The sequence below is a fragment of the Marinobacter vinifirmus genome (assembly GCF_002258215.1).
In the GTDB taxonomy this organism is placed as follows: Bacteria; Pseudomonadota; Gammaproteobacteria; order Pseudomonadales; family Oleiphilaceae; genus Marinobacter; species Marinobacter vinifirmus.
In genome coordinates this window covers 15458-32527 of the sequence record NZ_NEFY01000021.1, presented here as the reverse complement: position 1 = coordinate 32527, position 17070 = coordinate 15458, and the positions used below count along the sequence as shown (strand labels likewise).

General features: G+C 51.7%; 14 protein-coding genes and 1 pseudogene. 7 read left to right on the top strand and 8 right to left on the bottom strand.

Annotated features, from left to right (window positions below; genetic code table 11):
- Nucleotides 1–87: 87 nt before the first annotated feature.
- A complete protein-coding gene (cadR, locus tag B9Q17_RS15860) occupies nucleotides 88–495 on the bottom strand; it encodes a Cd(II)/Pb(II)-responsive transcriptional regulator (protein ID WP_004364961.1) in 408 nt (135 codons plus the stop codon).
- A gap of 95 nt (nucleotides 496–590) precedes the next feature.
- On the opposite strand from cadR, the gene B9Q17_RS15855 reads away from it, so the two are divergent.
- Complete coding sequence (locus tag B9Q17_RS15855; protein WP_004574643.1) at nucleotides 591–1487, top strand: cation efflux transmembrane domain-containing protein; 897 nt, start codon at nucleotides 591–593, stop codon at nucleotides 1485–1487.
- A 28-nt stretch (nucleotides 1488–1515) separates the two neighbouring features.
- Nucleotides 1516–1896, top strand: a pseudogene (locus B9Q17_RS15850) (transposase); the annotation flags it as partial.
- Nucleotides 1897–2044: 148 nt separating this feature from the next.
- Here B9Q17_RS15850 and B9Q17_RS15840 read toward each other — a convergent pair.
- Nucleotides 2045–3925, bottom strand: coding sequence for an AAA family ATPase (locus B9Q17_RS15840; protein WP_058341906.1), 1881 nt, complete (start codon nucleotides 3923–3925; stop codon nucleotides 2045–2047).
- Between the two features lie 192 nt (nucleotides 3926–4117).
- On the opposite strand from B9Q17_RS15840, the gene B9Q17_RS15835 reads away from it, so the two are divergent.
- Together B9Q17_RS15835 and B9Q17_RS15830 are read left to right on the top strand one after the other, a co-directional pair.
- Nucleotides 4118–5017: a DNA replication terminus site-binding protein gene (locus B9Q17_RS15835; protein WP_058341907.1), complete on the top strand. Its 900-nt coding sequence runs from the start codon at nucleotides 4118–4120 to the stop codon at nucleotides 5015–5017.
- A complete protein-coding gene (locus B9Q17_RS15830; RefSeq protein ID WP_058341908.1) occupies nucleotides 4998–5474 on the top strand; it encodes a hypothetical protein in 477 nt (158 codons plus the stop codon). Before B9Q17_RS15835 ends, B9Q17_RS15830 begins: the two co-directional genes overlap by 20 nt.
- Nucleotides 5475–5707: 233 nt before the next feature.
- Here B9Q17_RS15830 and B9Q17_RS15825 read toward each other — a convergent pair whose 3' ends face one another.
- The 3 genes from B9Q17_RS15825 to B9Q17_RS15815 all read right to left on the bottom strand — a co-directional run bounded on the left by B9Q17_RS15825 (nucleotide 5708) and on the right by B9Q17_RS15815 (nucleotide 8248).
- Nucleotides 5708–6148, bottom strand: a complete 441-nt coding sequence (locus B9Q17_RS15825) for a hypothetical protein (protein WP_058341909.1) — start codon at nucleotides 6146–6148, stop codon at nucleotides 5708–5710.
- A 79-nt stretch (nucleotides 6149–6227) separates the two neighbouring features.
- Entirely contained in the window at nucleotides 6228–6560 is a 333-nt protein-coding gene (locus B9Q17_RS15820) for a type II toxin-antitoxin system TacA family antitoxin (RefSeq protein WP_236075127.1), read from the bottom strand.
- 608 nt (nucleotides 6561–7168) lie between these two features.
- On the bottom strand, nucleotides 7169–8248 hold the full coding sequence (locus B9Q17_RS15815) for a TolC family protein (RefSeq protein ID WP_133005111.1): 1080 nt from the start codon (nucleotides 8246–8248) through the stop codon (nucleotides 7169–7171).
- Nucleotides 8249–8316: 68 nt separating this feature from the next.
- Here B9Q17_RS15815 and B9Q17_RS15810 point away from each other — a divergent pair, with 68 nt between their 5' ends.
- Both B9Q17_RS15810 and B9Q17_RS15805 read left to right on the top strand, forming a co-directional pair.
- Nucleotides 8317–9597, top strand: coding sequence for an ATP-binding protein (locus B9Q17_RS15810; protein WP_226595800.1), 1281 nt, complete (start codon nucleotides 8317–8319; stop codon nucleotides 9595–9597).
- A 209-nt stretch (nucleotides 9598–9806) separates the two neighbouring features.
- Complete coding sequence (locus B9Q17_RS15805; protein WP_004581714.1) at nucleotides 9807–10493, top strand: response regulator transcription factor; 687 nt, start codon at nucleotides 9807–9809, stop codon at nucleotides 10491–10493.
- A gap of 123 nt (nucleotides 10494–10616) precedes the next feature.
- Here B9Q17_RS15805 and B9Q17_RS15800 read toward each other — a convergent pair whose 3' ends face one another.
- Both B9Q17_RS15800 and B9Q17_RS15795 read right to left on the bottom strand, forming a co-directional pair.
- Nucleotides 10617–11345, bottom strand: coding sequence for a TorF family putative porin (locus B9Q17_RS15800; RefSeq protein WP_058341911.1), 729 nt, complete (start codon nucleotides 11343–11345; stop codon nucleotides 10617–10619).
- Between the two features lie 528 nt (nucleotides 11346–11873).
- Nucleotides 11874–12104: a hypothetical protein gene (locus tag B9Q17_RS15795; protein WP_004581712.1), complete on the bottom strand. Its 231-nt coding sequence runs from the start codon at nucleotides 12102–12104 to the stop codon at nucleotides 11874–11876.
- Nucleotides 12105–12416: 312 nt separating this feature from the next.
- Between B9Q17_RS15795 and B9Q17_RS15790 the strand changes: the two genes are divergently transcribed.
- Nucleotides 12417–13784, top strand: coding sequence for a sensor histidine kinase (locus B9Q17_RS15790; protein ID WP_228259034.1), 1368 nt, complete (start codon nucleotides 12417–12419; stop codon nucleotides 13782–13784).
- Between the two features lie 87 nt (nucleotides 13785–13871).
- Here B9Q17_RS15790 and B9Q17_RS15785 read toward each other — a convergent pair whose 3' ends face one another.
- Nucleotides 13872–17069, bottom strand: a complete 3198-nt coding sequence (locus tag B9Q17_RS15785) for an efflux RND transporter permease subunit (protein WP_094625960.1) — start codon at nucleotides 17067–17069, stop codon at nucleotides 13872–13874.
- Nucleotide 17070: the final 1 nt, after the last annotated feature.

The following is a 17070-nucleotide window of genomic DNA, read 5'->3' as shown; positions in this document are numbered from 1 at the left end:
GGGTAAGCGGATTAAATGGTTGATCTTACCTTTGCATGAGAGTGAGACAGACCGGCATCTCATCGGATTATCTGGTTGATGCTTCACCTACTGCTGGTGCATGTTTCCTTCGCTAATTCCAGCAAGAACCCCACACGCCTCAACTTCCCGGTCATCGTTGCAACTCGCTCTCAGTGAAACGAGTTGTTTCTCAAGCGCTTGCAGAGCGGTTATCTGCGACCGCACATGAGAGATGTGATCATCGAGCAAGGCGTTGACGGCGGTACAAGGCTGATGAGGGTCGTCCTGATAGCTCTGTAGTTCGTGAATCTCAGCCAGTGACAGGCCCAGGATTCTGCAGCGACGGATGAAGGCCAGCCCCTCACCATGCTTCTCGGTATAGACACGGTAACCGTTGTCCTGCCGATCAGGCGGCGGCAACAAGCCCTGCTGTTCATAGAAGCGGATCGTCTGTGTTTCGACCCCTACCAACTGCGCCAACTGACCAATGCGCATCAGCCTCCTCCCCAACGGATTCTTTACTCTATTGACCTTATAGTAGCTTTATAGTTTTAAATGGTACCACAACATTGTTCAAGTGGAGTCGTATCATGAGCAAATCCTGTGGTGGCGCCTGTGGCGGTGATGCAACGTCCGCAGCGGATACCGATATACAGGCCTCCTCCGAGGCGCCAGGGAGATGGGTCAGTGTTTATGCCGTGCCGAAGATGGACTGTCCATCAGAAGAACGAATGATTCGCCTAGCCCTGAACGGCTTTGAGGAGATTCGGGCGCTGTCCTTCGACTTGTCGAACCGCCGGCTGAAGGTCGTGCATGACGGCGAGGTCGAGCCCGTCACCTCGAAACTGAAGACCTTGGGGCTAGGCGCCTCGCTTCAGGAAACCGTCGCTGCAAATCCGGAGACCATCAAGGCCGCCGAGTTTTCGGCAGCTTCTGCTAAGCAAGAATCCGGGACCCTGCGCTGGTTGCTCGGCATCAATGCACTTCTGTTCGTGGTGGAAATGACTGCCGGTCTGATCGCCCAGTCCACCGGCCTGATTGGAGAATCCCTGGACAATTTTGCCGATGCGGCGGTGTACGGGCTTGCCCTTTATGCGGTTGGACATAGCGTGAAAATGCAGGTACGTGCCGCGCATCTTGCTGGTGTACTGCAACTGATCTTGGCTGTGGGCGTGCTCGTAGAGGTGGTGAGACGCTTTGTATTCGGTAGTGAGCCTGAATCGCTGGTGATGATGGCTATCGCATTCGTCGCATTGATTGCCAATACCAGTTGTCTGCTGCTCATATCCAAACATCGGGAAGGCGGGGCGCACATGAAGGCAAGCTGGATATTCTCGGCCAACGACGTGGTGATCAACCTGGGGGTCATCACCGCCGGCGCCCTGGTCGCGTGGACCGGTTCCAATTATCCGGATCTGATTATCGGCACCATCGCGGGGGGCATTGTACTTAACGGTGCCAGACGCATTTTGGCGTTGAAGGGTTAAATAATGCTCATTATTGGCAAAAAGCTCTTGGGACGCCACCACACGGCTCCAGGCAGAAGCCGCCCTGGACGAGTGGATAGCCACCATCCCGAAGGGCCAAAAGGAAGTCTGGAGCGATCTGGTCAGGGCAGTGGGAAACTGGCGCGAAGAGACCATGACCTACTTCGAGACGGACATGCCCGTCACCAACGCTTACACGGAGTCCATCAACCGACTGGCCAAGGACAAGAACCGTGAAGGGCGCGGTTACTCCTTCGAGGTGATGCGGGCACGAATGCTCTACACCACGAAGCACAAGAAAAAGGCACCGACTGCGAAGGTCTCTCCTTTCTACAAGAAAACCATCGGTTACGGACTGCCGGACTTCGCAGAGGAACTCAACTACGGAGTCGATCTATCAACCATCTGAGGGTGGTATCAGATTGATGGGGTGAAGGTGCCCCATCAACCATTAAATCCGTATACCCTAAAGATTAAGATGAAGGTAATCCTCGGATCATCCGAAAACCGCAGGGGCATAACGCATCGCGCTGAACCGTGGACCGACGTTTCCCTGGTCAGCTTGAGAGCCCCCTTACCCAATTATCAAATTCGGCAGGTAGGTGCAGCTCCGCTTTAACTCGCGAGATCGCGGTGTACACGCTGGACACGAGAGCATCTTTTGAGACCATGTTGGTCTGACTGAAAAAATCGTCCGCAATAACAACTTTTTCAAATTCCATGTTCTTGGTGTGCTCTGGCATCCCTAGCCACAGAACATTTACAGAGCCCCTCGCCTGCCGAGACAATGATTCATCGAGGTGTTTGAGCTGATAACCGCGGGAAAGCAGGTCGACAATACGACTGATATCGGCGTGTTGCGATTCACGCTTTACCAGTTCATCGAAGGTTCCGTACCGGAATAAGCTTGGGAAGCTTGGGCGCGTACCGTGATTGAACAGCTCGATTACGTCGCCCATGAACCACTGCAGGGCTTTCTCCGATCCTGGCATCAACGTGAAAGCGGCTTTTTCATGGGCGCATCGCTGGAACTGCTCAAACAAGGCCCAGTATGAGCGAAAAATGATGGCGCAGTTTCCGCTCGGCGCCGGCAGGGTCTGGTAGGACACAACCCGGGTGTTTTCTGGTCTGATGCCGACAAACTCCAGCTCCGGAGTAATGGGGTGTGCCGCAAGAACCTGGTTAAAAAGCTCCGTTGTGCTCTCACCAGCCCTGACTGATACGCCTAGTTCTCGACCTCGTGATCGCCCTGGTCGCTGAGTTCCTCCGGCCCCGAAAAGGTGTTGGTATCGATCACCAAAGGTAAATGTCGCCTGTGGTGGCGGCGTTCGCTCAAGAATATTAATAATGGGCAGGGGCAGATCGTGGGCTTCATCGACCAGGGCGATACGGATCGTAGGAGGAAGCACCTTGCCTTCAACATCAGCATGCTTGATTTGGTGATAGATCCGCATTGGCAGTTCAGATTCCTGATTTGGCGGATTCACAATGACTTCCCACATCCTGCGAGCAACTTCTACCAGAATGACTTTGTCTGAGGCGGACCAGTGAGATTTTATCGTAGCGGGTAGATGTTCAGTCGTGATCTCATGACCGGAGTTGTGGCAAAACGACGTTACCGTCTTCCACGCAATTTTGGCAACCTCGGGAGGCTTCGCTCGCTGAAGCGGTTGGATCCCCAGAATATGTGCCATTTGCTCATAGGTGCGGTTGAAGCGCTGCCCCATCCGGTAACGCGAGCCCCTGGAGGGCCTGGGTGCAGGCTCTCCAGGATAGACCAGCTCTTTCATCAATTCCGCTAACGTCAATCCCCGAACGGCTTGCGTGCGTTCCATGAGCGCTGTGAGTTGCTGACGGGTGTGAGCCAGAGCTACAACAGAGAGACCTTTGGCGCTCAAGGAGGCCGCAAGCGTTGTGATGAGGTAGGTCTTACCCACGCCGGCAAAGCCTTGAATGGCCATGGGTTCGTCCGGCTCGGCCTCGATGGCTCGAATCAAGCGGTCATGCTCAGTCGATAGTGACACATTCCGCTGCAGACCCAGGATGTTACGTTTGATGAACACCTGGTTGAACTCTTTCGAGCAACCGTAACGCCATCGGTTTTTTTGTTCCAGGTAACTTTTGTTGGCAACGTCCGAGACTGACATGAGAAAGAACATGTCGCTGTTGCCCGGAGCCAGGTCAGAAAAGTGCTCTACTCGATCCTGTACCAGGTCCTCAATTTCTGATCTGGCCTCTTGAGAATCACCAATCAGCAGGAGGCTTTCCGCAAGGAGACGTTCACTCGCAGGGCCATTAAAGGGTTTTGATGAGTTGGCCAGTTTAAACAGGGTAAACAAACCCGCCAGCTCAGCATTGGTTAAGCCGGAGAGTCTTGTCCGGTCTTTATCCAGCTCTTGTAACGTCTCAAGGCTTAGTGGGATCGCAAGTTTCGTCATGGTGTCCAATTCGTGAGTTCAGGCAATCTCAAGGATCTTTTGCTTAGGTGCAACCAAGATACCGTCAGAGTCTGGTATTGGCTAATGAAGAGATTCGTCTGCAGGAATATATGGTATAATAAATCAGGTCTTTGATTTTGTTTGTGTTCACACAGTGTCCGTGCCGTACTCTGATATTGGGAGATCCAAAACATGTTGAACTCTGATGTTGGCGATGTCCCTGTCCCGCGTGACTTGATCGAGGAGCTTTCGACTGCTTATCAATCCCTCGTCGATCATTGTGAGGGGCTAAAGAAGCTATCAGAAGCGGATCATGCCAGAAATTTTGAAGTGTATATCCCAACTTTTGGCGCCACTGAAAAACAGCGCTATACCGCGGATGCGCGCAGAGCTGCGATTATAGATGCGGTTGGGCTGACCATTGACGATACTCACAACAGGAAATACGAAGCGGGCATTATTTGTGCTTCAGATGCGACAGTGTCGGCGGTCGAGCAGCTAAATGCAGCTAAAAGTCACTTCAAGGAAACTGTTCTGAAAATCCGGAACCTTTCCCTTGAGAAGCGCGGGGTATCACGGGAAACGGTGCTGAAGAACGCTCTGAAAAGTGCAGGAATTCAGACGCTTGATCTGCGGGAGTGTTACCGACAGATCCGGATCATGCCTCGTAATTTGGATTCAATCTCCTGGACCTGGGCAACCAGTCACGCCCGGATCCAGAAACTCAGCTTTGATGAGGCCATGGCGCTTGCCGAAGGACTCAGGGATCGCGATGTGGAGTTGGCAGACACCGCCGTAGATGTCCTGAGGCGAAAATGTTCACCCGATCAGCCTTTGGTCCGCCGAATCACTCTGCCGAATCAATTGCGAGCAAACTACGCCTATCGCGAGGCGGGCAAGGTCCTCCGGAAGAGTTGCCCGATTTCGGGAGTAGTTATTGCACAGCAGGAGACTCTCCCGAGGTTGGCTTGGCGTGAAAATCCAGCATTTCGTAATGAGGTTCCAGTTCGACTCCAGCGCGAATCCAAGATAGAGCCAGAACCTGTCATTCAAGCATTGAGCATTCACCGCTATGTCGACGGTCAAGCCTGAACACCCTGCTCTCCAGGCAAAGGTACGCTGTTTCGGTTCAAAGGCGGCTCTCACTGCAGAGGCGACCTACATCACCCAAGAGGGTGGCGTGCCGCTGGCTGCACTGAATTTGGAAGTCGCACCACGCCAAGGTGAACGCGTTGAATGGAAGAGGAAGATTGTTCTCCAATTGGGCGAGGACGACCTACCACTTCTTTGTTGTGTGTGTCTGGGCTATTTACCCAAGGCCGAGTTTAAGAGGCCAACAAAGGGGATAACGATTGAGCGCCAGCCCGGCAGGATTTACCTGGCTGCCAGCCAAGGATCAGGTACCGGATACGCCCTACCCCTGCCCATTTCACAAAGTTTTCGGCTTGGCGCACTTGCTCTTGCACAACTTAAGAAGCAGTCCGTTTGTGACGACGAGCAATTGGTATTGGCAGCGCTAAGAGGGGCGGCAGCACTGTATAAAGGTTAGGTAGAATGCCACCTGCAGCTCTCTTGGGGCTTGACCCATCCGCCAGAGATCGTGGACTCGTCGGTTTGCTCCAGCCCTGCCTGAGAGCAACGCCAGGTTTTATACCTCTTATGCTGATGACGGACTGGCAGCGAGAGCATTCATTTTATGAATGGAACCAAAATCTCACTACAGGCCCGTTATCCAAAACTTTGAACGCTCGTTCGGGCGACAATTCCTGGTTGCGACCATTCTCAAGATGGAAGATCAATCAGCTGACCAATTGTACCCATAGGCAAGTAAAGCGACTGCAGATCTCCGAATTGCCTTCCCATAGGCAGGAAGCCGTAGCGCTTAAAAAAACGATCACTGCTCTGGGTAAGAGGGTCCGTTACAACCGCTATTCCCATGCCAGTGTATTGAACAATCCGATACGCCTCTTCCAACGCCTCAAGAACTATCGTTTCACCGTATCGGTGCTCGGATCCGTGTAGTTTGCTATCCACACCCAGCCACGCAAGCTTGATCACTGGAATGGGATAGGCCGGGTATCGACTACGGGTCTCCTGATCTGGCAACTCATCACGCACCACGGTTGCACTGGTCAGGGTGAAATACCCCAGGACCGGAGCTGGCAACACATTTGTAGGTTCATCATCCACCAGCACCCAGGTGCGATTAATTTTCTTGTCCATTTGCTTGCGAGCTTCTCGCCTAAGGAACTCATTTACCCGTTCCAGCCCACAATCAAACGATTTCCGGTCATGCGACTTCTTATCTAATGGCTCTAACCTCAAGGTCACCGTTTTCCATCCTTTTGCTCCGGCGACGTTTCGCGCTAAGCAACGCCTCGTTCGGTGCTGGAGCTGCCTCGCAAGCTGCCACAAAAGCATCAAACGACTGGCTGTTCAGGCGATACACCTCAGCCTCCTCGATCACGCGAACCGACTTCTCCCGGATTGCCTGGATGACAAACTCTGAGAGACTGTGACTCCCGGTCAGAGCTGAAGCGCGCGCCGCCAATTCTTTAATAGCTGGATCAATTCGTAAATCCAGCCGCGCGCTTGTTTTTGACATGCGGTGTTCCTCTTTCAACTGGCTGGCCAATCGACCAGTCCCTCTGTTTTGGTGTTTTCCATTTTGCTGTACTACTGGCTTAAACCTAGACGCCATCGCGTACGGAAAATAACCGTACAACAAATATCGGCTAATGCTATCCAAATGTCAACGGGAAGCTAAACTCACTGAAACGCCAAATTGTAGAACAATTAAAAAATTGTGATCACAGAAGAAACCGCTCATATGCTATGAGCAAGTCTGTATAACTGCCCAACCGCTACCCTGGAACCCACTTCGCAAGGTGAAACATTCGGATACGAATCTTTACATCGATTAAGCCTGGTCCCGACGGGTGCGGAAGGTTTAACTGATTGGTAGAAAATCGCACCCTGTCCGCAAAAAACCAGCGACTCACTTCACGACCCCTCGCCCATTCAACGGAACAACGTATTTATTCCGCAATAGAGTGACCGTTCGATGAGCCCCCTTGGATGAGATCGGAACAAGCTGTTGGTACTCGGTATGGTCGCAAAGCGAACATTCAGGAAGGTTCATGAGTTTTGGTCCAAGTGGTTTTTTCGAGTCTTCGGGCATTTGGAATGGAACTTTCTGGTGCTATCCAAAATGCCCGAAGACTTGACCATTGAATTACCTCTTTAATTTAACGCATTGATAGTACGCACCGGTATCAGGGCTTCGTATCCGGCCGAGGCACTATATAGATCACGGATCACCCCAGCTCGACGGAGTTTGACCCCAGTAAGCTGTCTTGCGCTATTTATTGCGTCCTCCAGTCTGCCAGTGCCACTGGCCAGCTCGTTCAGACTGGCTTCCCAGTGCGCGCGCTGGTTTGGCAAGTGTCGCTCGTTGAGGATGTTCAGGCGACCATGGCCGGCCTCAACGCTTGCCCTCAGTTTAGCGATCGAAGCCCGCCATTCCCGCTGAGCCTGAGTGGCCAGCCATCGTTTTTGTGAGGCTTCGGCAGTCGCCTTTCGAACGGCGCTGTGCTGGCGCTGCCCACTAAATGGAATCCGAACGCCAATGCCGACGACCCAACGTTTTCTCTCGTCAGCCCACAGGCTGTTATAGCCGGCATTAGCTGTGAACGTAGGTCTACGATCGACTTCGGCAACATCCAGCCGCGCGCGCGCCTCGGCTTCCCTTGCCTCGGCTGCCCGAATCAGCGGATGATCTGGTTCCAACTGTCCATCGGCGAACAGAAGCGTTTCAGATGCCTCCGTCAGTTGCAAACTGGCCCCCGTCGGACGACGCCCAAGCAGAGGAATCAGGTCGCTGGCTAGCCCGGCCTTTTCCGCTTGCAGCTCTACTAGTCTGGCATCTAGAGTGTCCAACTCCGTTTTGACCCTGAGCATTTCACTTTGCGAGCCGATGCCATAGTCAAGCCTCTGTTCCGTTACGGTGGCCAGTTGCTCTACCAAAGCGCGTGTCTCATGATGGAGATTGATCGCTTCATTGGTATACCACCAATATGCATACGCCTCCTTAACGCGAGCTGTCAGCTGCCTTATTAGCCACTGAGTCTCCTGCTGGGCGGCAAGCATTCCGGCCTCCGCTGCCTTGCGAGACGCCGACAGATGATCCGGCCAGGGCAGCTGCTGGCTTACCTCAAAGCGATGCCCAACTGTATTAGGTCCCTCTAGAGTTTCAGGCGCAATGCCATACTTGATGACCGGGTCGGCCCAAGTATCTGAGCCCTCCACTTTGGCTTCTGACATTTCGGCGACAGATCTTTGCGCGCCCAGGCACCTTGCTTTTATTGCTACTGCCAGCGGGCATTGCGCTAATGGGGCTTGCATGGCTGGTTCACGGCCTCTTACTGGACCGGATGTCCCGGGAATTCGTCGAGACACGTCTCAAGGATGAGGTCGCCTTTCTGGAGCATCAGATTCGTGATTCTGGCGGTCAATTGGACAGTCTCCAGACTGGTGACTATTTTCAGGAAGTCTTTCACCACGCCTTCGCCATACATTCTCCGTCCAGAACGATCATTTCCCCGGATTCCTGGGCACCGGTGTTAACGTCGTTAATAGAATCAGCAAAGGATGGGACCGTTCGTGTTCGGGATGCGGACACCGTCGAAGGCCCAAAGAGCATTCTTGCGTACCGAAAGTCGTTCCGGATCGGCGATACGCCGATTGTAGTGATCGTGTCCGAGGATCTTGGCGCACTGAAACGCAGCCAGGCAGAGTTGCACGGGTGGACGGCCATCGTCTCTATTCTGCTGATTCTGCTGTTGGTCGTTGTGATCTGGTTCGGTATCAATCTGTCCATGCGCCCTGTCGTCGAACTGAAGGCCACGCTGAAGCGACTTCAGGATGGCAAGGTCTCGCGGATTCATGTCCAAGCACCTGAGGAATTTCGACCGCTGGTCCAGCAGCTCAACCAATTGCTCGACTCGCTGGATCAACGCCTGGAACGATCAAGGGATGCGCTGGCGAATCTGTCTCACAGCGTCAAAACCCCCATTGCGGCCGTCCGGCAGATTCTTGAGGACACCAGTCGTCCGCTCTCCAACGATCTCCGCCTTCAGATGACCGCGAGACTCAATGACATCGACAAACAGCTTGAAGCCGAGATGCGCCGAAGTCGCTTTGCAGGGCCACAGGTTGGGAAAAGCGCTTACCCTCTGAAACAGGCACGGGATCTAGTCTGGATGCTGGGGCGACTATACCCGGAAAAGTCCTTTGAACTGTCGAGCTCCCTGCCGGAGGACGCCCGCTGGCCGATCGAGGAGCACGACCTGAATGAAATCATGGGCAACCTTCTGGACAATGCAGGCAAATGGTCGGAACGATGCGTGGAGCTGTCACTCGTTCAACACTCCGGAAATCTGCAGATCGGCGTAACAGACGATGGGCTCGGCGTCGCGGACGCTGAAATCGGCAATCTGGGTCGACGGGGGTTGCGGCTGGACGAGCAGACCCCAGGCCATGGCCTTGGGCTGGCGATTGTTCGAGAAATTGTCGAACGCTACAGTGGAACCCTCAACTTCTCACCTGCTCCGAAAAGTGGGTTGTCCGTGATAGTTGACCTTCCCAGGGCGGTCCCGGTGATCAATCGTTGACCCGGCCACCTGGTATGTGGTTAAGCGATCACATGTGGATAGTGTTTGTATAGAAAACTTTCCTCACCGTAATGCCTTTTTCAAGCTAGATTCAGCTTCGTCTGTTGTTATAGCGGGTCGCTTGAAGTCCGGTCTCTTAGCTAATTTTGATTTGCTCTCGAGAAGGGCGACAGCCACAATTTTCCAACATCCAGAGACGGCGCTTATAGATGAAGGTTCTAATTGTCGAAGACAACGCGGTACTCGCAGAAAAAATCTCCGTTTGGCTTGCGAAGGAAAACTTTACTGTAGATGTTGCCCAAAACGGAAAAGAGGCAAATTTCTTCGTAGAGACAAGCAGTTATCAGGCGATCATTCTGGATATAGGACTGCCCGACGAGAACGGGCTTTCTTTGATGCAAAAATGGAGAAGCAGTGGCAGAGATGAAGCTATTCTTATTTTAACTGCCCGCTCCAACTGGACAGAGAGAGTTGAGGGCTTGAATGCCGGGGCAGACGATTATCTTCCAAAACCCTTCGAATTCGATGAACTAAAAGCTCGACTTAGCGCCATAATACGAAGAAAAGACGGGCGAGCAACTGATAAGATCATCGTGGATGGTTTTCTACTTAATGCAACCTATAGAACCCTAACAACTCCCGATCATAAAGAGTTCAGACTAACCGCAACGGAGTACCGCCTTTTACAATGCTTTCTTCGCTCTCCTGACAGAGTTTTCTCACAGGACGAACTTGTTGAAGCACTCTATAATATCGAAAGGTGCCCAACCAGAAATGTCGTTCAAGTCTACATAGCCAGGCTCAGAAAGATACTCGGAAAAAAACGAATAAAAACATTGAGAGGACAAGGATATTACTTTGCAAGAGATTCTCTTCAAAAAAGGGTTGAAGCTTAAATGATTTTACTGTGATTTAACCATTTTCCTCAAGGACCAGGGCTCGCCAGATAAATGCGCTGGCCCACAAACCGGGCCAGCTTTCTCAACGATTAACCATTTCGGTGAAAAATACCAAATAGATTAAAAAGACTTAGTCCAGCCCAGCCAAAACTTCGGGTCGTCCGAACTGACCGAACCAAGTGCGTTACTTGAATCGATATCAGCGTACTCCAGATTAACACTAAAAGCTCCAAAGCTTCCCGCATCTTTGGTGACGTTAACAGCTGCATGTCCGTAGCTCGCCTCGCCAATAGACGCCTTGCCATCATCAGTGAAATCATAATAGCCAATCAAAACACCTGTGCTGAAATCGTCTTCCAGTGGCACATCAACTGATGCGTAATAATAGATATCGCCTGGAACGAACAGCCCTTCGCCGCTTACGTCGCTGTTTGCTGTGTAAGCAACACCTATAGATACAATGCTGTAACTCAACTCTCCGTATATTTCGCCAAAATCAATAGATTCAGGAGCATCAGGGTAAGAGTAATAAATGTAGCCAACATCGTAACCGATATCCTCAATTACACCGGAGAAGCCAGCATAAAGATCAAGCTCGTAGCTCGTCCCATCGCCGAAATCCACATTGGAGCCCCAGCCGCCAACATAAAGCCCCGACGCATGTTCGTAGTCAAGCCCGCCTTGCGTCGCCGTTGAGCCATCTGTTTGTGTCACACCGCGAAATAAGTAGTTGCTTGTTATGCCCAAATTAGCACTAACACCTGCGCTGGCAATTAACGGGACCGCTTGGAGAGTTACGAGCAAACCAACATTTAGCAAACAATCTTTAGTCGAGATACGTCTTTTCATCGTTTTTACCTTCTATTTGGGCAGCTTAGTTATTTGCGCATTGAATAACGCACCTATAATGCATACACGTTTTGTGCCACCTTTTAAAAAACTTATTCTATGAGCAATTATTGTCAAATCAGGGCCGCAGTTCATAAAAATGATTAAATATTTAACAATTCAATGCAATAAGCACTCTGCTTCAAGTGTTGCATTGCTCGTCGATAGTGCGCTCATCAATAATGCGCACCAAATAGGAACAAGAATTGAAAAAACGATGACTAAAATAGAACTATTTTTAACTTGGTAATTCTAGATTAGATATGGTTTTATGAAAAATCGAGGGAGGTCTGAATTAGCCATGAATACTGCAAAATATCTTAGTTAAGAATGCAGCTTTCCAACATTTTGCGCTCTGTCTTCCTTACGAGATTCATCAATACTAAAGCGCGACTTTCGCAATTTTGGGAAAATTAACAAAATCTACCATTAAATTAATCTTGGAGCCACGTAATTGCCCGTCTGGCTCCAAGTAAACAACGATAAATGTTATTGCTTTTCCAAGAGATCCCCAATCAACTCTTTAATCAATCTATGTTCTTCCTTCAGTTTTTTGATGGTCTCGCTCTCTTCCACACGATACTGGGAGGAACGTTCATCTATGCTCTTATTAGGATAGCTTCTTGCCTCGTTGTATCTGTCCGCTTGCCCTCCTGCGTGGGCTATAGAAGCACCACTTGCCACGAAAGAAGCTACTATAATCATGGATACTTTCTTCATAAAACGGCTCCGACATTTTTTTCAATTAGACCAGCAACATTCAATGGCCTTGGGTGTTTAGTAGAACATCGAAACTTTAAACACACTTGAAAATATATGCTGATGAAACGTTTTTTTTTCAGCGGCTACCACAAGCTCAAAAGCCATTTAGGTCGGCTTTGATTTGATGACACTAAATCAAGTTATTCAAATGCCTAAGAACGATAAGACCAAGCCAGACCGATCTGAAGCCCAGAGCGGCCCTCCCTCCGGCTCGCACCCGTTGCGGCACGCTTCGATTCCAACTATGCTTTCCAATCAGAGCACCTCTATGTGCCTTCAACTGAAGCCTTCCGCTCAATCGACAAAAGCACCTTCATGACAGCGCAGAAAAGCATCCGAAAAACTGTCCTCCAATATGGCATCGCTTTCAGCCTCTTGTATTTTTTACTAATTTTTTTCTCGCACACTTATGTAATAGAGCAGCTTTCGAACGAGTCCAGAAAACATCGCCTTGACAAGGAGGTGGAGAGTTTTCAAACCATCATTGAAAACGAAGTTCCGACGCCCGACGAGATTGGCAGCATGATTGATCGATTCCAATTGCTACTGGAGCACGCGCTCGTCGTCGAAATGAAAGACGGAAGCATCATTGCCAGTAGCAACATAGATCAAACAACGTTGCGCATGGTTTCAAGAAAGCCGGCGGGCTTTGTAGAAATATCCCAAGGTGCAGATGGCCTTCTTGGATTGAAACGAGGTGGCGGAATTGATAGTCCGCTTTCGTCAGTCACCATCCTGGAAATGGAAAGCGGACTCGCCGAGCGATCCAGTGGGGCTCACCTGACCTTGCTGGCTGCCTCCGCATTATTACTTGTTGTTCTCTTGGCTCTGGTAGGCACCACTACTTACCTCGCTTTGAAACCGATCGAACACATCAAGGAAGACATGAGGAGACTGCAATCTGGCAAACAACCTCGTTTGAATCCTGACGCACCAGAGGAGTTCAGTCCGCTGATCAAACAGTTCAATAACCTACTTGAACTAGCAAGTCGTCGCCTTGACCGCCACCGCCGCCTCAATTCCGATCTTTCTCACATGGTCAAGACCTCGATCTCTGCCAATCTCGCAATCTTGTCAGACACTGGTTCATTACCTCCGTCCCGCGACGACATAGAGTTCATGGCCTCCAACCTAAAGGATCTAAGCCGGTCCTTGAACTACCGCATGAGCAAGGCAGATATCTCCGGCAGGCAGATGGGGCAAACATGTTTGCCGATTGAAATAGCGAACAACGTCATTTCTGTCATGGAAAAAATCTTTCCCGATAAGAGTTTCCGTATTAATACATCCTTGCCGAATAACTTCAGTTGGCCCATGGAGCGTCAGGACCTATCAGAGTTATTCGGTAACCTGCTCGAAAACGGCGGGAAATGGAGTCAGGCTGAGATTGACGTTTCAATAAGCCAGACCGATTCCGGGCTAACGATAGAAGTTGCAGACGACGGCCCTGGGATTACTCCAGAAGCGGCCTCAAAAGTGATGGATAGAGGTTCCCGGCTTGACGAAACCGTTTCTGGATTTGGATTGGGACTGTCCATCGTGTCCGAAATACTAGAAGACAATTTCGGACGGATGAACATTGGCCCCTCAGAAACAGGGGGCGCCAGAATTACAGTTGTGCTTCCTTTCCCAGAGTAGAGCACAACCATAATTCCTCCGCCCCGCTATGACGGAGGGATTACCCTCCCCTGCTCGCGATCAAAACTGTGTATTTCCACCTATCTTCTACCGTTGCATATCATCGAGTTTAGCCCTTGAGAAGCGCGTGAATAGAGCCGGCAAAACAAAAAGCGTTAGGAAAGTCGCAGTCACGAGACCACCTACAATCACGCTGGCCAATGGCTTCTGGATTTCCGCACCCACGCCCGTCGACAATAGCATCGGTATCAAACCGAGTGCCGAGGTTATTGCTGTCATCAAGACAGGACGCAAACGGGAGACGGCACCTTCAAACACCGCAGTATCCACGTTCAACCCATCCTGTATTCGCTGATTGATGCTTTCGACCATTACGACCCCGTTAAGCACCGCCACACCAAACAGTGTGATAAATCCAACGGAACTGGGCACCGAAAGATACTGGCCGGAGATCCAGAGTGAAAAGACGCCACCAATAACGGCAAGCGGCACGTTGACCAGAATCAACAGCGCTTGACCAACCGAACTGAAAGCAAAGTACAGCAACAGCGCGATCAGGCCCAGAGATACAGGTACCACAATGGTCAATCGCTTCTGAGCTCGTTGCTGGTTTTCAAACTGACCACCAATATCCACCGAATAGCCGGGGGGAAGGTTCACTTCTGTCGCGATGGTATCCTGAATATCGGCAACCACACTGCCCATGTCACGACCCTGCACATTAGACTGAATGACCACACGGCGCTGAACGTCATCGCGGCGCACCTGAGGCGGGCCGGACTCAATAGACACATCGGCCACATCACCGAGTCTCACCCAGGCTCCAGACGGCGCCTGTAACCTGAAATCGGCAATGGCATCCCGGTCTTCCCGGAAACGTTTGGCCAGACGCACATAGATATCGTACCGCTCATTTCCGTTGATGATCTGGCCCGCGGCGGCACCACCCAGTCCATCCCGGACGACACTCATCACATCAGACACGGCAAGTCCGTACCGGGATAGTGCCTGACGGTCAGGCTGAACCACCAACTGCGCTTCACCAGCAATCTGCTCCATGGCCACGTCTCGTGTTCCCTGAACTGTTCGGACCGCCGCTTCAATCTGCTGGCCTTTCTCCGCCAGTACGTCGAGATCCGGGCCAAAGAGTTTGATGGCCAGTTGCGCGCGGACACCTGACAGCAATTCATCAACCCGAGTCGCGATAGGCTGAGAAAAGTTAAACAGTAGCCCCGGGTGTTGTTCGAGCTTCTCCTCAATCAAAGCCTGCAATTCATAGCGATTACTGGCGCTGGTCCACTCGGCTGTTGGTTTGAGACCAATATATATCTCGATGTTATTGACTGGTTCCGGATCGCCGCCTATTTCCGCTCGGCCAGCCCGGGACAGGGCGTAGGTCACCTCTGGAAATTCCATCAGCATGGCCTCCAGTTTCGGCGCCACTTCAAGCGCGGTATCAAGGCTTGATGAGGGGGCTAGCGTTACCCGGAGGTTAATGGTCCCCTCTTCCAATTCGGGGACAAACTCAGTACCGAGTCGCGGCACGACCAAGGCCGCCAGCACAACAAGGACAGCTGCTGCACCGACAACAGAGCGGGTGTGTTTCAACGACCAGTCAAGGCCCTTGCGATAAAGCTTTTCGAGGGGCTTTAAAATGAAACTTTCCCGCTCCCGAATACCCTTGCGAAACATAAACGATGCCAAGGCCGGCACAACCACCAGAGCAACGATCACAGCGGACACGATGGCCAACATTATGCTGATCGCCATTGGCTGAAAAAGCTTGGCTTCCACACCTTCAAAGCTGAATAAAGGCATGAAAACGACCAGGATAATCGCCGTCGCGAAAAAAATTGGTCGCGCCACTTCCCGGCCTGCCTCCTGCAGTCGAAGCGCAATGCCATGGTCATCGTGTGACGCGTCCAATGGGTCAGGGTCGTTTTTCACCAATTCATCCCGACGGGCGTCATGCTCAGCATCCGGATGCGTCAGATGTTTGAACATGTTCTCGACCATAACAACAGAGCCGTCCACCAGCATGCCAATTGCCACAGCAATGCCGCCCAGAGACATCAAGTTGGCCGAGAGACCGAACCAGGCCATGATCATCAGCGCAATACCGATAGAAATCGGTATAGAAAGCAGCACGAGCGTTGTTGCCCGAAGATTCATCAGAAACAGGGCAAGCACGATCGCAATAAACACAAAAGCCAACAGAAGTGCATTGGTCACCGTCTCTACGGCCTTGGTCACCAGATCCGCCTGGTTGTAATAGGGCTCAAAACGAACCCCACTCGGAAGCGCCTGATTTATGCGATCAATGCGGGCCTCGATGCCGTCGATGGTGGCTTTTGTATTGGCCCCCATTCGTTTGAGTACAATGCCAGAAACCACTTCACCCAGTTGTTCAACCTGACCGTCTTCATCCTTCCGGGTCATGGTCACCGCACCCTGGCGAATTTCAGTGCCCAGCGCTACCTGGGCGACATCGCTCACCGTCACTGTAATGCCATCACTGGTTTTAACGGGCACTTGACGGATCTGCTCCAGCCCCTGCTCGCCATTACCCAGCCAGCCCATACCGCGAATAACCAACTGCTCCTGTCCACGGCCCATATACCAGCCCCCAACATTGGAGTTGTTGTTCTCCAGGGCGTCCATGACGTCGTTCTGTGATAAGTCATAGGACAGCATTCGCGCCGGGTTCAGATTGACCTGGTACTGGCGGACCTCTCCGCCAAACGACAGAATCTCTGTTACCCCTTCAGCAGGTATCAGCAACAGCTTGACCAGCCAGTCGTGCAAGCTGCGTAATTCCATTGCGTCGTACCCCGAATCCGGGTCCGCTATCAGCAAGTACTGGTAGACCTGGCCGAGACCGGACGTATTCGGGCCCATTTCAGGCACCCCGACCCCGTCCGGAATCAGCTCCCGCGCGGCCTGCAACCGCTCGAACACCAGTTGGCGCGCGAAATAGATATCCGAGCCCTCTTTAAAGACCACGGTGACACCAGACAACCCGGTTTTGGAGATGGACCGAACCTCCTCAACATCCGGCAACGCATACATCACCGCTTCAATGGGATAGGTGATCAGTTGCTCGACTTCCTCGGCCGCAAGTCCGGGCGCCTCTGTATTAACAGCGACCTGGACGTTTGTAACGTCAGGGAAAGCATCAAGATTCAGTTTTGGGATCTGAAACGCGGCCGTGGCGATAAGCACTGCAAGCGCAATAAGAACCAACAGGCGGTTCTGAACCGCCCAGTCGACAACTCGGTTGAACATA